General features: G+C 54.1%; 14 protein-coding genes, 1 rRNA gene and 1 riboswitch. All 15 genes read left to right on the forward strand.

What is annotated here, in order from left to right; all coding sequences use genetic code 11:
- Window positions 1-98: ribosomal RNA gene (gene rrf, locus KNP84_RS11480) — 5S ribosomal RNA — on the forward strand; the annotation flags it as partial.
- An 82-nt stretch (window positions 99-180) separates the two neighbouring features.
- Window positions 181-372, forward strand: a complete 192-nt coding sequence (locus KNP84_RS11485) for an NETI motif-containing protein (protein WP_021065189.1) — start codon at window positions 181-183, stop codon at window positions 370-372.
- Between the two features lie 139 nt (window positions 373-511).
- A riboswitch (purine riboswitch) is annotated at window positions 512-613 on the forward strand.
- Between the two features lie 69 nt (window positions 614-682).
- Window positions 683-1,171 (forward strand): 5-(carboxyamino)imidazole ribonucleotide mutase, encoded by a 489-nt coding sequence (gene purE / locus KNP84_RS11490; protein WP_021065190.1) that lies wholly within the window; start codon window positions 683-685, stop codon window positions 1,169-1,171.
- Window positions 1,171-2,265 carry a 5-(carboxyamino)imidazole ribonucleotide synthase gene (purK, locus tag KNP84_RS11495; protein WP_214837136.1) on the forward strand — a complete coding sequence of 365 codons (1,095 nt, stop codon included), beginning with the start codon at window positions 1,171-1,173 and terminating at the stop codon, window positions 2,263-2,265. The genes purE and purK overlap by 1 nt, the downstream gene beginning before the upstream one ends.
- Window positions 2,262-3,554, forward strand: coding sequence for an adenylosuccinate lyase (purB, locus tag KNP84_RS11500; RefSeq protein WP_021065192.1), 1,293 nt, complete (start codon window positions 2,262-2,264; stop codon window positions 3,552-3,554). The genes purK and purB overlap by 4 nt, the downstream gene beginning before the upstream one ends.
- Window positions 3,555-3,602: 48 nt before the next feature.
- A complete protein-coding gene (purC, locus tag KNP84_RS11505; protein WP_215114833.1) occupies window positions 3,603-4,307 on the forward strand; it encodes a phosphoribosylaminoimidazolesuccinocarboxamide synthase in 705 nt (234 codons plus the stop codon).
- On the forward strand, window positions 4,304-4,546 hold the full coding sequence (gene purS / locus KNP84_RS11510; RefSeq protein WP_021065194.1) for a phosphoribosylformylglycinamidine synthase subunit PurS: 243 nt from the start codon (window positions 4,304-4,306) through the stop codon (window positions 4,544-4,546). Before purC ends, purS begins: the two co-directional genes overlap by 4 nt.
- Window positions 4,543-5,223, forward strand: coding sequence for a phosphoribosylformylglycinamidine synthase subunit PurQ (gene purQ / locus KNP84_RS11515; protein WP_029596116.1), 681 nt, complete (start codon window positions 4,543-4,545; stop codon window positions 5,221-5,223). Before purS ends, purQ begins: the two co-directional genes overlap by 4 nt.
- Window positions 5,207-7,426: a phosphoribosylformylglycinamidine synthase subunit PurL gene (gene purL / locus KNP84_RS11520; RefSeq protein WP_021065196.1), complete on the forward strand. Its 2,220-nt coding sequence runs from the start codon at window positions 5,207-5,209 to the stop codon at window positions 7,424-7,426. Before purQ ends, purL begins: the two co-directional genes overlap by 17 nt.
- Window positions 7,402-8,811 carry an amidophosphoribosyltransferase gene (purF, locus tag KNP84_RS11525; RefSeq protein WP_021065197.1) on the forward strand — a complete coding sequence of 470 codons (1,410 nt, stop codon included), beginning with the start codon at window positions 7,402-7,404 and terminating at the stop codon, window positions 8,809-8,811. The genes purL and purF overlap by 25 nt, the downstream gene beginning before the upstream one ends.
- A gap of 12 nt (window positions 8,812-8,823) precedes the next feature.
- Entirely contained in the window at window positions 8,824-9,858 is a 1,035-nt protein-coding gene (purM, locus tag KNP84_RS11530) for a phosphoribosylformylglycinamidine cyclo-ligase (RefSeq protein ID WP_021065198.1), read from the forward strand.
- Window positions 9,855-10,433, forward strand: coding sequence for a phosphoribosylglycinamide formyltransferase (gene purN / locus KNP84_RS11535; RefSeq protein ID WP_021065199.1), 579 nt, complete (start codon window positions 9,855-9,857; stop codon window positions 10,431-10,433). Before purM ends, purN begins: the two co-directional genes overlap by 4 nt.
- Window positions 10,430-11,950: a bifunctional phosphoribosylaminoimidazolecarboxamide formyltransferase/IMP cyclohydrolase gene (gene purH, locus KNP84_RS11540; RefSeq protein ID WP_215114834.1), complete on the forward strand. Its 1,521-nt coding sequence runs from the start codon at window positions 10,430-10,432 to the stop codon at window positions 11,948-11,950. Before purN ends, purH begins: the two co-directional genes overlap by 4 nt.
- A 13-nt stretch (window positions 11,951-11,963) precedes the next feature.
- A complete protein-coding gene (purD, locus tag KNP84_RS11545) occupies window positions 11,964-13,217 on the forward strand; it encodes a phosphoribosylamine--glycine ligase (RefSeq protein WP_215114835.1) in 1,254 nt (417 codons plus the stop codon).
- 99 nt (window positions 13,218-13,316) lie between these two features.
- Window positions 13,317-15,602: a bifunctional diguanylate cyclase/phosphodiesterase gene (locus KNP84_RS11550; RefSeq protein ID WP_353049109.1), complete on the forward strand. Its 2,286-nt coding sequence runs from the start codon at window positions 13,317-13,319 to the stop codon at window positions 15,600-15,602.
- Window positions 15,603-15,740 lie beyond the last annotated feature (138 nt).

Here is a 15,740-nt window from a genome sequence, read left to right on the forward strand (position 1 = left end):
GCGGCCACACCCGTTCCCATGCCGAACACGGAAGTTAAGCGCTTCAGCGCCGAAAGTAGTTGGGGGTCTCCCCCTGTGAGGATAGGACGTCGCCAGGCAAACGGTGGTTCTGGAGCATTCGCTCAAGGGCCGCCGCTTTTTTATTTATATCGTGATTCAAATGAAAGAGAGGAAGAACAGATGGCCAAAAAAATCAAAGTATACGTCGAGCCAAACGAGACAATCGATGACTGTTTAAATCGAATTGCTCAAATGGGGTATCGCCCGGTACGTAGGATTGAAAAGCCTGTCTTTGAACAAACGGGAACCAAAGACGAACCTGTACATTCCCATCAATCGATTTTGTTTGAGTGCGTTGCTCTCGAATCATAATGCCAAACCGTCACGAATGCGTGGCGGTTTTTTTGTATTTCAACAACCTAAAGACGAACGATAAATATTCAGACAATTAAATTGTTCGCAGTTTGTTGACATGTTTTGAATGAACAAGGTACGATAGGCGTGTGAGTTAATAACAAATTAAATAGTGCTCCATATAATCGCGAGGAAATGGCTCGCAAGTTTCTACCTGATCGCCGATTCTGATCAGACTATGGGGTATAGTCGACATTTTTTTGTCGTGGCCTATACCCTAAACTGGTTATTCGGTTTAGGGATTTCTTTATTTAAGGGGGACATTTGAATGAAGGCAACGGTAGGTGTGATCATGGGTAGCTCGTCTGATTGGGAAACGATGCGTCATGCTTGTGACATCCTGGAAGAGTTGAGTATTCCATATGAAAAACAAGTTGTCTCGGCACATCGTACGCCGGACTTAATGTTTGAATATGCTGAAGAGGCCCGTGCGAGAGGCATACAAGTCATCATTGCAGGCGCAGGAGGAGCAGCCCATTTACCGGGAATGGTCGCAGCGAAAACAACGCTTCCTGTCATCGGAGTGCCTGTTCAATCTAAAGCGTTAAATGGACTTGATTCCTTGCTCTCGATTGTTCAAATGCCTGCAGGAGTACCAGTAGCAACGGTCGCTATCGGACGTGCCGGTGCGACAAACGCGGCCCTACTCGCCGTTCAAATCCTCAGCCTGCAATTCCCCGCACTAGTTGAACGCCTAGATACGTATCGCCAAGCGAAGCGCGATATGGCACTTCAAGCGACGGAGGAACTGATCTAATGAGAATCGGCATTTTAGGTGGAGGTCAGTTAGGTCGAATGATGTCTCTCAGTGCGAGTGCTATGGGGTACGAAACGCTAAGCCTCGATCCAAACTCAAACGCGCCCGCCGCTCAGGTCGCACCAAGCATCGTCGCTGCATTCGACGACGTAACGGCAGCACGTGAACTTGCACATCGTTCAGACGTCATCACCTATGAATTTGAGAACATCGATACGGCGATGATTGAGGCCATTGCTGACAAATGTCCTCAAGGGATGGATGTCTTGAAGGCGACACAGCATCGAATCTTTGAAAAACAAATGATTGAAGGGGCAGGTCTTCAAGTCGCACCGTACGTTCCAGTCCGTTCCGTCCGTGATGTCATTCGAGCAAGAGACGTGTTAGGTTTTCCGTTCGTGATTAAGACGTGCCGTTTTGGTTATGACGGTAAAGGTCAAATCGTAATACGTTCAGAACAAGACGTACGCTCGTTCACAGATCAGTTCGAAGAGACGGAATATGTGGCCGAAGCTTGGCTTCCTTTTAAAAAAGAAATCTCTGTCATCGTGACGAGAGGGACGCACGAGACGACGACGTTCCCCATCAGCGAGAACATTCATCGAAACAATATTTTACATCTTTCGATTGTACCGGCACGAGTGGAGCCTGATATTTTAGAAGAGGCGCGTCATTTGGCCCTCCAACTCGCTGACCACATCGGATTGATCGGTACGCTTGCGGTTGAGTTGTTCATTATGGAAGACGGTTCATTGTACGTGAATGAACTTGCGCCACGCCCTCACAACTCAGGGCATTACACGATTGATGCCTGTGAGACATCACAGTTCGAGCAACACATTCGGGCAATCACCGGGATGAAGCTTGGACGAACGACGCTTTACACACCAATCGTCATGGTCAACCTGTTAGGCGAACATATGGACGAGCTGAACCCGCAAACGTTACCGTCGAATGTTAAACTACATTTGTATGGGAAAGAAGAAGCGAAGCAGGGGCGGAAAATGGGACATTTGAACGTGATTGCTGCTTCCGTCGAAGAAGCGCTTCAGACCATCGAACAATTGGCAATTTGGAAGGAGACCGTTTTATGATTTCACGTTATACCCGTCCTGAGATGGCGGCGATTTGGACAGACCAGAATAAATTTGAAGCATGGCTCCAAGTAGAGCTGTACGCCTGCGAGGCGTGGAGCGAACTTGGTATCATCCCGAAGGAAGATGTCGCCGTCTTATGGGACAAGGCATCGTTTGATGTCGAACGCATCCTTGAAATCGAGCAAGAGACACGTCATGACGTCATCGCATTCACCCGTGCCGTCTCAGAGACACTCGGTGAAGAGAAGAAGTGGGTGCATTACGGACTGACTTCGACAGACGTCGTCGATACGGCCTTATCGTACTTGATTAAGCAAGCGAACGATATTTTAGAAGCTGACATCGACCGTTTCATCGACATCCTCGCTGAAAAAGCTAGGGCACATAAGTATGACATCATGATGGGCCGTACACACGGTGTCCACGCAGAACCGACGACGTTCGGATTGAAGCTCGCCCTTTGGTACGAAGAGATGAAGCGCAACAAGAAACGGTTCATGGCAGCCCGTGAGACGATTGAATTCGGTAAGATGAGTGGTGCGGTCGGTACGTTCGCAAACATCGATCCGTTCATCGAATCGTATGTGTGTGACAAATTAGGGATTCAAGCAGCACCGATTTCGACGCAGACGTTACAACGTGACCGACACGCCGAATACATGTCCACGCTCGCATTGATTGCCACATCGATTGAGAAGATGGCGACAGAGATTCGCGGCCTTCAAAAGACAGAGACACGTGAGGTCGAAGAATTCTTCGCCAAAGGACAAAAAGGATCGTCAGCAATGCCGCATAAACGTAACCCGATCGGTTCAGAGAACATGACCGGCCTGGCCCGTGTCATTCGCGGTCATATGGTGACGGCATATGAGAACGTCCCACTCTGGCATGAACGTGACATCTCACACTCATCAGCAGAACGGATCATTCTTCCGGATGCGACGAGTCTCCTCAACTACATGTTGAACCGCTTTGGCAATATCGTGAAGAACTTGACGGTCTTCCCGGACAATATGCGCCGGAACATGGACCGGACGTTTGGCATTATCTTCTCCCAACGCATCTTGCTCGCGTTGATTGAAAAAGGATGGTCGCGCGAAGCCGCTTATGATGCCGTTCAACCGAAGGCGATGCAAGCGTGGGAAGAAGAGACGATGTTCCGCACCTTGATTGAACAAGACGCCGAGATGGGCGCACTCTTCACGAGTGACGAGCTCGACGACCTATTCGACCCGAGCCATCACGTGCGCCGTGTCGATGTCATTTTTGAACGCTGTGGTTTGTGATCGTTGAGGGGCTTCATGCCCCTCTCACTTTTAAGGGGGACGATACAGATGGAAGCAATCTACGAAGGTAAAGCGAAAGCGTTATTCGAGACTGAAGAACAGGGTGTGCTCCGCGTCTATTATAAAGACGACGCGACAGCATTTAACGGGGGGAAGAAAGAATCAATCGCCGGCAAAGGCGTGTTGAACAATGCCATCACGACGCGCTTGTTCGAACTCATGCACGATAACAAGATTCCGACGCATTTCATTAAGCGACTATCGGATCGCGAGCAGCTCGTGCGCCGTGTCGACATCATTCCGCTCGAGGTCGTCGTTCGCAACGTCGCCGCCGGAAGCCTTGCCAAACGACTAGGTTGGGAAGAAGGGACACCGCTCCTGTCACCAATCGTCGAGTTTTACTATAAAGATGACGCACTCGGAGATCCACTCTTAACGGAGGATCATATCCGTTTACTGCAAGTTGCCACACATAAAGAAGTCGAAACATTGCGACAACTTGGTCTGTGGGTCAACGATGTGTTGCTCGATTTCTTCAATGAACATGGCATCGATTTAATCGATTTCAAACTTGAGTTCGGTAAAGTCGATGGCACGATCATCCTTGCCGATGAAATCTCACCAGACACGTGCCGGCTTTGGGACGAAGAGACGAAACAAAAGCTCGATAAAGACGTTTTCCGCAGAGACCTTGGATCTCTGACAGACACATACAGCCAACTGTTAACACGCATAGGGGGAATGGACCGATGAAAAAAGTAAACGTGTACGTGACATTACGTGAAAGTGTACTGGATCCACAAGGCGTCGCCGTAAAAGGTGGGCTCGAACATCTCGGTTTTACAGGGGTAGAGTCGGTACGCATCGGGAAAGTCATCGAGCTTCAAGTGGCAGATGAGACGACCGAAGCGATGGTGCGTGACATGTGTGAGAAGTTGCTCGTCAACACGGTTATCGAGAACTATCGAATCGAGATGGGGGTACTCGCATGAAATTCGCTGTCATCGTCTTCCCCGGATCGAACTGTGACCTCGACATGTATCATGCCGTAAAAGATGTCCTCGGCGAAGAAGCGGACTATGTGTTCCATACGGAAACGTCGCTTGATGGGTACGACGGTGTGCTCCTACCAGGCGGTTTCTCATACGGGGACTACTTGCGCTGTGGTGCCATCGCCCAGTTCTCACCGATTATGAACGAAGTGAAACGATTCGCCGAAGAAGGGCGTCCAGTGCTCGGCGTCTGTAACGGATTCCAAGTGCTCGTCGAAGCGGGACTCCTACCGGGCGTATTGATGCGCAACCGTGATTTGAAGTTCATGTGCAAGACAGTCGAATTGAAAGTCGAAACGAACGAGACGATGTTCACGAACGATTATGAGCTCGGGGAGACGATTCAAGTCCCAATCGCGCACGGGGAAGGCAACTACTACTGTGACGAGGCGACACTCGAGACGCTCCGAGCGAACGGGCAAATCGCCTTCACGTATACCGACAATCCGAATGGATCGGTCGCGAATATCGCAGGAATCACGAACGTACAAGGTAACGTACTCGGAATGATGCCACACCCGGAACGAGCGGTCGAAGCACTCTTAGGCGGGGAAGATGGCAAACGATTATTCACTTCGATGGTGAAATGGGGGACTCGACATGCTACTTACAACTGAACCGACAGCAACACACATCCGTGAAGAGCGACTTTACGCCACGATGGGCTTGACCGATGAGGAATACGCGCTCGTCGTCTCACTACTCGGTCGTGAGCCGAATTATACAGAGATCGGGTTATTCTCGGTCATGTGGTCTGAACACTGTTCGTACAAAAACTCGAAGCCTGTCCTCCGGAAATTCCCGACTACTGGGAAACACGTCCTTCAAGGACCTGGGGAAGGTGCCGGCATCGTCGACATTGGCGATGGCCAGGCCGTCGCATTCAAAATCGAGAGCCATAACCATCCATCGGCGATTGAGCCGTACCAAGGTGCGGCGACAGGTGTCGGCGGGATTATCCGCGACATCTTCTCGATGGGCGCGCGACCGGTCGCACTCCTTAACTCGCTCCGCTTCGGAGATTTGAACGAATCACGTGTGAAACATCTTTTCGGCCACGTCGTCTCCGGCATCGCCGGTTACGGCAACTGTGTCGGCATCCCGACGGTCGGTGGGGAAGTCGCGTTCGACCCGGCCTATGCCGGCAACCCGCTCGTCAACGCGATGTGCGTCGGACTCATTCGCCATGAAGACATTCAAAAAGGGATTGCCGAAGGTGTCGGCAACTCGGTCATGTACGTCGGCGCAACGACAGGACGCGACGGCATTCACGGGGCGACGTTCGCCTCGGAAGAACTCGGTGAGGATGCGGACGAGAAACGCCCGGCCGTCCAAGTCGGGGACCCATTCATGGAGAAACTGTTGATTGAGGCGTGTTTGGAAGTCATTAAGCACCCAGCCCTCGTCGGGATCCAAGACATGGGAGCGGCTGGTCTCACGTCGTCTTCGGCCGAGATGGCATCGAAGGCAGGCATGGGTATCGAGATGAACCTCGACCTCGTCCCACAACGCGAGGCTGACATGACGCCTTACGAGATGATGTTGTCCGAGTCACAAGAGCGGATGCTTCTCGTCGTCAAGGCAGGGCATGAAGATGAAATCGAAGCAATCGTCACGAAGTGGGGACTTCATGCGATCAAAGTCGGTGTCGTCATCGAAGAAAAAGTGCTCCGTCTTCTCCATCAAGGGGAAGTCGCAGCCGAAGTACCGGTCGACGCGCTCGCAGAAGACGCACCGGTCTACCATAAGCCGTCGAAAGTACCGGCATATTATGAGACGTTCCAAGCGATGGCACCGGTCCAACCGGTCGTCACGGACGTACTCACGACATGGAAAGACGTGCTTGCCATGCCGACGATTGCCTCGAAACGTTGGGTGTATGAGCAATACGACCATATGGTCCAAACATCAACCGTCGTTGCACCAGGAAGTGATGCGGCCGTTATCCGGATTCGCGACACAGACAAAGCGCTCGCGATGACGACGGACTGCAACGCCAAATACGTGTACCTCGACCCGCGTGTCGGTGGTGCCATCGCGGTCGCAGAGGCAGCGCGCAACATCGTCGCCAGCGGCGCCACACCGCTCGCCCTCACGGACTGCTTGAACTTCGGTAGCCCGGACAAGCCAGAAGGGTTCTGGCAGCTCGACCAAGCCGTCGAAGGGATGGCCGAAGCGTGCCGTGCCCTCGACACACCGGTCATCGGCGGGAACGTTTCGCTTTACAATGAGTCGAACGGGACGGCGATTTATCCGACGCCGGTCGTCGGCATGGTCGGCTTGATCGACAAGCCAGAACATATCACGACGTCGTTCGCGAAAGAATCAGGCGACATCATCTTCCTGCTCGGAGAGACGAAACCTGAGTTCGGCGGTAGTGCGCTCCAAATGCTTCAAGACGGAGAAGTGAGCGGACAGGCGCCGACGCTTGACCTGGAGACGGAGAGCCGTCAGCAACAAGCGCTCCTCGCAGCAATCCGGGAAGGACTTGTCACGGCGGCCCACGACGTATCGGAAGGTGGACTCGCCGCAGCACTCCCTGAACTCGTGTTCGGCACGGGCTTCGGCGCAGACGTCACAGTCGACACAGATCTCGTGACGACACTTTTCAGCGAATCACAGTCACGGTTCCTCGTCACAGTCGCGCCACATCAGGCCGATGCGTTCGCGAAGTTGACGAAGGCGACACGCATCGGACAGGTGACAGACACGCCACAATTGACGGTGCGTGCGAGCGACCGCCTAATCGAAATGGACGTCACGGAACTTGAACGGGTATGGGAAGGAGCTATTCCATGTTATATGACATCCGAGGCATGAACGAGGAGTGCGGGGTATTCGGGGTATTTAATCACCACGAAGCGTCACACCTCGCCTACTACGGCCTCCACAGCCTGCAACACCGGGGACAAGAAGGGACAGGCATCGTCACGGCTGACGGCGAGCGCTTGCACGCCAAACGCGGGCTCGGCCTCGTCGCTGAAGTGTTCGACGAACCGTCGCTCGATGCATTGACCGGGCATCACGCTATCGGTCATGTCCGTTATTCGACGGCAGGCGGCAACACGCTCGAGAACGTCCAACCGCTCCACTTCAAGTCGCTCACGGGCGATTTGGCGATGGCGCACAACGGGAATCTCGTCAACGCCAACGAGTTGAAACATATGCTCGAAGCGGAAGGTGCGATTTTTCAGACGACATCTGACACGGAAGTCGTCGCCCACTTGATTAAGCGGAGCCGAGGCAACTCGATGAAAGAACGAATCGCGGATAGCTTGGCTCGTCTCGTCGGCGCGTTCGCCTTCCTCTTCTTGACGGAAGACGCGCTCTACGTCGGCGTCGATGTTCACGGATTACGTCCGCTCTCGCTCGGCCAGACCGAGGACGGAGCCTACGTGTTCGCTTCAGAGACATGTGCGTTCGACGTCGTGGGGGCGACGTACGTACGCGATGTCGAGCCAGGGGAACTCCTTATGATCACGCAAGACGGGATCGTGTCGGAGCGGTACAGCGAGGCCTCGGTCCGCGCGATGTGTTCAATGGAATACATCTACTTCTCGCGGCCGGACTCGATCATCGATGGCGTCAACGTGCATACGGCCCGTAAGGCGATGGGGAAAAAGATGTTCGACGAGGCACCGGTCGAAGCGGACGTCGTCACCGGCGTCCCTGATTCGAGTATCTCAGCGGCCATCGGTTACGCCGAGGCGAGCGGGATTCCGTACGAGATGGGACTCATCAAAAACCGATACGTCGGCCGGACGTTCATTCAACCGTCGCAAGAGTTACGGGAGCGCGGCGTCAAGATGAAACTGTCGGCGTTGCGAGGTGTCGTGAGCGGTAAGCGGGTCATCATGGTCGACGACTCAATCGTTCGCGGGACGACGAGCCGACGCATCGTCAAACTGCTCCGTGAAGCCGGGGCGACCGAAGTGCATGTGCGCATCACGTCACCACCGATCAAGCATCCGTGCTATTACGGCATCGATACATCATCAAAGGAAGAGTTGATTGCGGCCACCAAATCCATCGAAGAGATTAAAGAAGAGATTGGAGCCGATTCACTGGCGTTCCTCACATTGGATGGGACGGTCGAAGCAATCGACCGGCCGTTCGAAGGGAACTTGCGCGGGCAGTGCGCCGCTTGCTTCACCGGACTTTATCCAACTGAACTGGCGGAACTTGTAACAGAGACAAAAGCTTGAGGGGGACTGACGATGAGTTTAAGATATGAACAAGCGGGTGTGAATTTAGAGGCAGGCTATGAGGCAGTATCACGCATGAAGCGTCACGTTGCACGGACGATGCGTCCAGAAGTGATGACCGGGCTCGGTAGTTTTGGGGCGATGATTGACCTTGGCTCGATGCAGTTGAAACATCCGATTCTCGTCAGCGGAACGGATGGGGTCGGCACGAAACTCAAACTCGCGTTCGCGCTCGACCAACATGATACGATTGGAATTGACTGTGTGGCGATGTGTGTCAATGACTGTCTCGTCCACGGGGCCGAACCGCTTTATTTCTTAGACTATATCGCGACCGGAAAAGCGGAACCGGCCAAACTTGAGCGCATCGTCGCAGGAGTCGCCGAAGGCTGTGTCCAAGCGGGCTGTGCCCTCGTTGGAGGCGAGACAGCCGAGATGCCGGGGATGTATCCGGACGGCGAATATGACATCGCCGGATTCGCCGTCGGTGTCGTCGAGAAGGAAGCACTGATCGATGGACGGACGATTGAAGCGGGGGACATCGTCCTCGGACTCGCATCATCGGGTGTCCATTCAAACGGATTCTCGCTCGTCCGCCATATCGTCGAATCGCAAGGGCTCGCCTACACTGATGAGATCGCCATGCTCGACACGACGCTCGGGAACGCCCTTTTGTTGCCGACGCGCATCTATTCCGAGGCGGCGAAAGCGGCCATCGCGACGGGGCGTGTCCAAGGCATGGCCCATATCACGGGCGGCGGTTTTTACGAGAACGTGCCACGCATGCTGCCGGAAGGCCTCGGTGTCACATTCGACGCATCGAATTGGCCGAGCCTGCCCGTGTTCGACTGGCTCGAACAAGTCGGGCACGTCTCGAAACAAGAGATGTTCAACGTGTTCAATATGGGTATCGGCTTCATGATCGCAGTCCGTCCTGAAGATGTCGAAGCTGTCGAAGCTGCGCTCGAGCGCGCCGGAGAGACGTCGCATCGCATCGGGAAAGTCGATGCCAAACCGGGTGTCCGCATCATGGGGGTCGACCAGTGAAAAAGTTTGCCATCTTCGCCTCCGGGTCCGGTAGCAACGCCGAAGCGATTTGGCAAGCCATTGACCGAGGCGACTTGTCAGGGGAATGCGTCCTGCTCGTCACGGACAAACCAGAAGCGAAAGTACTCGAGCGGGCCGATCGGTTCAACATCCCGACCTTCTCGTTCGAACCGAAGACGTACGCCTCAAAAGCGGAATTCGAACAAGAAATACTCGTCCTACTACAGGCACTCGGCGCCGACTATATTGTCTTGGCCGGGTATATGCGGTTGATTGGGGACGTGCTGCTTACCGCGTATCCAAAGCAAATCATCAACATCCATCCGTCGCTCTTACCGGCGTTCCCTGGAAAAGACGCCATCGGTCAGGCGCTCGCGGCGAATGTGCCGACGAGCGGGGTCACGGTTCATTACGTAGATGCCGGGATGGACACGGGACCAATCATCGCCCAACAAGACGTCGCCATCGCAGGCTGTGATGCGGCCGAAGCGGCAAGACGCATCCAAGCGGTCGAGCATCAGCTCTATCCGCGCGTACTACAACAAGTGTTTATCCAACAGGAGGTTTTCAAGTGAGAGCATTACTGAGTGTGTCAGATAAAACAGGAATCGTCGAGCTCGCACAGGCGTTGCATGAAGCGGGCATCGAACTCATTTCGACAGGCGGGACGGAAGCAGCGCTCATCGCGGCCGGCCTTCCGGTAAAAAACATCTCAGCAGTGACGTCGTTCCCAGAGATGCTCGACGGACGCGTGAAGACGCTCCATCCGCTCGTTCACGGTGGCCTGCTCGGACGCCGCGATTTGGACTCGCACGTCGAACAGATGAGAGACCATGACATCGAGCCAATCGACTATGTCGTCGTCAACTTATACCCGTTCAAACAGACGATTGCGAAAGAGAATGCGACGTATGAAGAAGCGATTGAAAATATCGATATCGGTGGACCGAGCATGCTCCGTTCAGCCGCGAAAAACCATGCCAGCGTGACGGTCGTCGTTGATCCGGCCGACTACGGTCATGTGGCCGAAGCGGTTCGTGCCGGCGGGACGACGTTCGAAACACGTCAACGTCTTGCGACAAAAGCGTTCCGTCACACGGCGGCGTATGACGCCTTGATTGCCGACTATTTAGGGCAGCAGATCGGCGAGACGTTCCCGGAACAGCTCACGGTCACGTATGAGAAAGTACAAGACCTCCGTTACGGGGAAAACCCGCACCAGCAGGCAGCGTTTTATAAGACGCCGCTCTATCACGGGATGACGCTCGCGAACGCGAAGCAACTGCACGGCAAAGAACTCTCATATAACAATATCCAAGATACGAATGCGGCGCTCGAGGCGCTCAGCGAATTGACGGAGCCGGCAGCGGTCGTCGTCAAACATATGAACCCGTGCGGTGTCGCTGTCGGAGAAACAATCAGCCAGGCGTTCTCAAGAGCCCATGCGGCCGATCCGGTCTCGATTTTTGGGGGCATCGTCGCCTTGAACCGTGAAGTCGATGTGGAAACGGCAGAGGCGCTCCGCAACATCTTCCTAGAAATCATCATCGCGCCATCCTTTAGTGAGGCAGCACTTGACCGATTGAAAGAGAAAAAGAATCTTCGGTTATTGACGCTCGATATGGGCCAGATGACAGGGATGCGCTTGACAGCCGTCGCGGGCGGTCTCCTCGTACAAGATGGGGACGACGTCACACTCGATGATGCGTCATGCCAAATCGTGACGGACCGTCGTCCGACGGCGTCTGAATGGGAAGACTTGAAACTTGCGTGGCGTGTCGTTAAACACGTGAAATCAAACGCCATCGTCGTCGCCAAAGACGAGACGACAATCGGCATCGGTGCGGGACAGATGAACCGCGTCGGCGCGGCGAAAATCGCTTTCGAACAAGCAGGGGAACGTGCTCAAGGGGCCGCTCTCGGTAGCGATGCGTTCTTCCCGATGGGCGATACGGTCGAGGCTGCGGCTGCGGCCGGGATCACGGCCATCATTCAACCGGGCGGATCGATTCGTGACGAAGAGTCGATCGAAGCGGCGAACCGTCACGGCATCACGATGGTGTTCACGTCAGTTCGACACTTCAAACATTGAGAGGAGCGATAAGATGAACGTACTCGTCATTGGACGTGGCGGCCGTGAACACGCGCTCGCCTGGAAACTGGGACAAGACGGACATGAGGTGTTCGTCGCCCCGGGCAATCTCAATATGGATGGTGTGACGTGCGTGCCGATTGAAGAGACGGATGTCTCGGCCCTTGTTGGGTTTGCGAAGCGCGAAGGAATCGACTGGACGATTGTCGGCCCCGAATCGGCCCTGATGGCCGGTGTCGTCGATACGTTCCAAGCAGAAGGTCAACACATCTTCGGACCGACGAAAGCGGCAGCGCTCCTCGAGGGTAGTAAAGCCTTCGCCAAAGAAGTGATGCGCGAAGCAAATATCCCGACCGCAGGGTACGACACGTTCACCGACGCCGAGTCAGCGCTACGTCATATCGATCAGTCGGAAGCGCCGCTCGTTGTCAAAGCGGACGGGCTCGCTGCCGGGAAAGGCGTGACCGTCGCGTTCACACTCGAAGAGGCGCGAGAGGCGATTCACGACATCTTCGGCACCGATAAGTTCGGGAATCAGTCCCGTGTCGTCATCGAAGAGTTTTTAGACGGGGAAGAGTTCTCGCTCATGGCGTTCGTCTCAGGCGAGCACGTCATCCCGATGATCACGTCACAAGATCACAAGCGTGCGTTTGACGGCGACAAAGGGCCGAATACGGGTGGCATGGGCGCGTACAGTCCGATGCCTCATCTCGACGATGCCGTGTACGCGGAAGCGGTCAAGCGCGTGCTCTTCCCGCTCGCGCGGACGATGGTCGAACGTGGTACTCCGTTCGAAGGGTTCTTGTATGCAGGCTTGATCTTGACGGCGGATGGTCCGAAAGTAATCGAGTTCAACGCTCGGTTCGGCGATCCAGAGACTGAGGTCATTCTCCCGAACTTGGCATCGCCTCTCCTCGACGTCATCGAGGCGGTCGTGGACCAGAAACCGTATCCGATTGAATGGGTGGAAGGCTATACGATTGGAGTCGTCGTCGCGGCAGAAGGCTATCCTGATCGAGCGACGACCGGACAGGTACTATCAGGCTTCGGTGACTTACGAGACGATGTGCTCGTGTTCCATGCGGGCACGACCCGTGACGGGGCGGACATCGTCGGCAACGGGGGACGCTTGTTCGTGCTCACGTCGACAAAACCGACCTTGCTCGAAGCGAAATATGCCGTCTATACGGCACTCGAACAACTTGATTTGCCACAGACGTTCTACCGTCGAGACATCGGGGGACGGGCGTTGGCACGTATTTTTTAAAGGATGGGTCAACCCGTCCTTTTTTTCATGCGAAAAGAAGGGAATTCACACTTCCTGCTCTACAATAATGGAGTAGATTGAAGGAAGAAGGTGGTCGACGTGCGCATTCGGACGAAGCTCATGATTGCGGTGGCCGTGAATATAGTCGTGTTTGTCGGAGTCATCTTTTTTGGGATCCGCCCTTATTTTATCGAGAAGAGCATGGAACAAGATCGGCAGACGGTCGAGAGTCAAGTCGCGAGTGTGTCAGAGACGCTCGCCAATCGGAAGCATACGCTCGAGCGCACACTCGTCGATTGGGCCGTCTGGAATGACACGTACACGTTCGTTCAACGACGGAACGCCTCCTATGTCCAAAGTAACATTAGCGAGGAATCGCTTGAAAACTTGAGCGTCAACGCCATCGTCTATTTGGACCGGGACGGAGAAGCGTTCTACTCGTCGTTCCGTTCAGCGAGCACGACGTTGTCAAAAACCGATCAACAAACGCTCATCAAGGCGGTCACTTCTCGATTAAGCGATCAGGAAGATACGCAAAACGGCATCTATGCGAGTGATTTCGGTCCGACGCTGTACGTCAGTCACCCGATTTTACGAAGTGATAGTAGTGGTCCAAGTCAAGGTACGCTCGTCATGCTCGAGTTCGTCGACCCGGCATTTCTGGCGGACATGAGCACCCAGACGAAAATTCCATTGACGATTCAACCCGCGCGTCAAAATCAGACGGTCATCACGGATGGCGATGCGGGGACCGACGTCGTGATTCCGCTTGGCACCGTGTTTCAACAGTCCGATTTCGAAGTCAAATTCACCGTCGAACAAACACATTATGAAAATACGGTGGCGATGTTGCGACTCGGGATGATCGCCCTCGTCGTCCTTGGGCTCGGTCTCTTCGTTTCGTTGCTGTGGACGATTCACCGGGTCGTGATTCGACGTCTCATGGAAATCGTCAGTGAGTTGAAAGTGATCACGCTCGAACGGGATAGTCGGCTCCGGCTCAGTCGTGATGCGAACAGCCACGATGAGATTGAACAGATGGCGACGAGCATGAATGAAGTGCTCGCGGCACTCGAAGACACACGTGCCGAAGTGATTGACCGGGCGTTTCGTGACGCGTTGACATTGCTCCCGAACCGGCTCGCGCTTGAGGACTACTTCTCGAACGTACGCGGCAAACAAGACCAAATCGGGGTGCTCGGTTTGGACTTGGACGATTTCCGGCGCATCAACGACCAGTACGGACACCGGACAGGCGACGCCGTCCTGATTTATATCGCTTCCCGACTCAACTTTTATAAAGAAGACGGATTTGTCGCCCGAATCGGTGCCGATGAATTCATGTTCGTCCACCCAAGCTGGACGCTCGAACAATTGCAGCCGGTCGCCCGGCGTTTGATCAAAGACTTGAAAGATTGGGCCGAAGTCAACGGGGTGAAGGGGATGGCGGCGACAATCGGTATCGATGTGTTCACTTGTGCCGAATCGCACCATACGTACGAGATGATGATGGGACGGCTCGATGTCGTCATTCATGAGGCAAAACTGTCAGGAAAGAATCGAGTGCTCACGTTCCAAGAAATCGAGGATGGAAGCCACTACTTACAGACGCTCGAGATGGAGCGTGACTTGCGCCATGCGCTCGAACATGATGAATTCGAACTGTATTATCAACCGATCGTGTCGCCGCGACCGTTTGCCGTACGTGGCGTGGAGGCGCTCATTCGTTGGAACCATCCGACGAAAGGTCAAATCTCACCTGGACTCTTCATCCCTGTCGCCGAACAGCTCGGTCTCATCTCTGATTTGGGTCGTTGGGTGCTCGAACAAGCGGTCACAGAGATGAAAGACCACGTGGAACGACATCACTTGTTCCTTTCGATTAACGTGTCGAAGCGCCAAATCGCCGACGGATCGTTTTTAGCTTCATTAGAACGAGTGTTGATGAGTTCGAGGTTTGACCCTCACCGTCTCCATGTGGAAATCACCGAGAGCGAGGTCGGCGGCAATTTATATGAACTTCAGCAGTTCATTCAATCGCTCAAGGCCATCGGCGTCAAAATCTCGCTCGATGACTTCGGGGTCGGCACGTCGTCGCTGTCGTTTTTACAGTCGCTCCAACTCGACTTGATTAAAATCGACCAGAATTTCGTCAAAGGGATTCCGGAGAACACGTTCGACCGGGCGTTGCTCGAAGGGTTATATCAGACGTTCCACACGCTCGGGATCGATATCGTCACCGAAGGAGTCGAACGTCCGGAACAGCTTGCCTTCGTGCTCGAACATAGCAGCTCCCTCATTCAAGGCTATCATTACAGCAAGCCCGTTCCGCTCGCTCAACTCGAGCATTATTTGAAAAAGACGGTCACGATGTACGATTGGTGAAGGCGTCTCCCGCGGGAGACGTCTTTATTTGTGTGAATTTCATGTGAATTCCGTTACAATGGGCAACATAGCTTGCGAGCCTTTCAGAGAAAAGGTAAACTTGAATCAGATGAAAGAAAACGCTTACAAAATTATTTT

The organism is Exiguobacterium sp. s70 (assembly GCF_018618315.1).
GTDB lineage: Bacteria > Bacillota > Bacilli > Exiguobacteriales > Exiguobacteriaceae > Exiguobacterium > Exiguobacterium chiriqhucha.

Excerpts from the sequence above, each read along its gene's own strand:
- KNP84_RS11485 (WP_021065189.1), top strand. The coding sequence starts at position 181 with ATGGCCAAAAAAATCAAAGTATACGTCGAGCCAAACGAGACAATCGAT.
- purE (WP_021065190.1), top strand. The coding sequence starts at position 683 with ATGAAGGCAACGGTAGGTGTGATCATGGGTAGCTCGTCTGATTGGGAA.
- purK (WP_214837136.1), top strand. The coding sequence starts at position 1,171 with ATGAGAATCGGCATTTTAGGTGGAGGTCAGTTAGGTCGAATGATGTCT.
- purB (WP_021065192.1), top strand. The coding sequence starts at position 2,262 with ATGATTTCACGTTATACCCGTCCTGAGATGGCGGCGATTTGGACAGAC.
- purC (WP_215114833.1), top strand. The coding sequence starts at position 3,603 with ATGGAAGCAATCTACGAAGGTAAAGCGAAAGCGTTATTCGAGACTGAA.
- purS (WP_021065194.1), top strand. The coding sequence starts at position 4,304 with ATGAAAAAAGTAAACGTGTACGTGACATTACGTGAAAGTGTACTGGAT.
- purQ (WP_029596116.1), top strand. The coding sequence starts at position 4,543 with ATGAAATTCGCTGTCATCGTCTTCCCCGGATCGAACTGTGACCTCGAC.
- purL (WP_021065196.1), top strand. The coding sequence starts at position 5,207 with ATGCTACTTACAACTGAACCGACAGCAACACACATCCGTGAAGAGCGA.
- purF (WP_021065197.1), top strand. The coding sequence starts at position 7,402 with ATGTTATATGACATCCGAGGCATGAACGAGGAGTGCGGGGTATTCGGG.
- purM (WP_021065198.1), top strand. The coding sequence starts at position 8,824 with ATGAGTTTAAGATATGAACAAGCGGGTGTGAATTTAGAGGCAGGCTAT.
- purD (WP_215114835.1), top strand. The coding sequence starts at position 11,964 with ATGAACGTACTCGTCATTGGACGTGGCGGCCGTGAACACGCGCTCGCC.